The following is a 669-nucleotide window of genomic DNA, read 5'->3' as shown; positions in this document are numbered from 1 at the left end:
CCATGGGGCTGGCCGCCATGGGCCTGCAGGCCGACATCTCGCAGCTGCGCTCGCGCGGCCTGCGCCCGCTGGCGCTCGCCTTCTCGGCCTTCCTGTTCATCGGCTGCTTCAGCCTGATGCTGGTGAAATTCACCTAGTCTAAACCGGGCCTCAGTCCTCGAACGAACTCGACGCGGCATAGATCGCCGCCAGCGTCTCGATGCCGGCCTGGTCGGCCTTGTCGAAGCGGCCGGGCAGCGGGCTGTCGAGATCGAGCACGCCGAAGACGCCTTCATCGTCCTCAAGCAGCACCACCAGTTCCGAGCGCGAGTCGGCATCGCAGGCGATGTGGCCGGGAAAATCATGCACGTCCTTGATCAGCATAGAGGTGCCGAGTTCGACCGCCGTTCCGCACACGCCCTTGCCGACGGCGATGCGCACGCAGGCCGGCTTGCCCTGGAACGGCCCGAGCACCATTTCCTCGTCCGATTGCAGGAAATAGAACCCGGCCCAGTTGAGGTCCGGCACCATCTGGAAGATGAGTGCTGCGGTGTTGGCGGCGTTGGCGATCGAATCGCGCTCGCCGTCGAGCAGCGCCTTAAGCTGAGTGGCGAGGTCGCGGTAGAACGCGGCCTTGTCTGAGGTGTCGATGGCCTTGGCCGCAAACATGAACGTGTCTCCGTATAGGGG

1 protein-coding gene and 1 pseudogene are annotated in these 669 nt (G+C 64.7%); one reads left to right on the top strand and one right to left on the bottom strand.

Annotated elements, in window-relative coordinates; all coding sequences use genetic code 11:
- A pseudogene (locus EN893_RS39745) lies at positions 1-137 on the top strand (YeiH family putative sulfate export transporter); the annotation flags it as partial.
- Between the two features lie 13 nt (positions 138-150).
- On the opposite strand, the gene EN893_RS36635 reads toward EN893_RS39745, so the two are convergent.
- On the bottom strand, positions 151-648 hold the full coding sequence (locus EN893_RS36635; RefSeq protein ID WP_127271638.1) for a GAF domain-containing protein: 498 nt from the start codon (positions 646-648) through the stop codon (positions 151-153).
- Between the last annotated feature and the right edge of the window lie 21 nt (positions 649-669).

The sequence above is a fragment of the Mesorhizobium sp. M7A.F.Ca.CA.004.04.2.1 genome (assembly GCF_004022825.1).
In the GTDB taxonomy this organism is placed as follows: domain Bacteria; phylum Pseudomonadota; class Alphaproteobacteria; order Rhizobiales; family Rhizobiaceae; genus Mesorhizobium.
The sequence above is the reverse complement of the archived record's forward strand: the minus strand, read 5'-3'. Positions and strand labels throughout refer to the sequence as shown.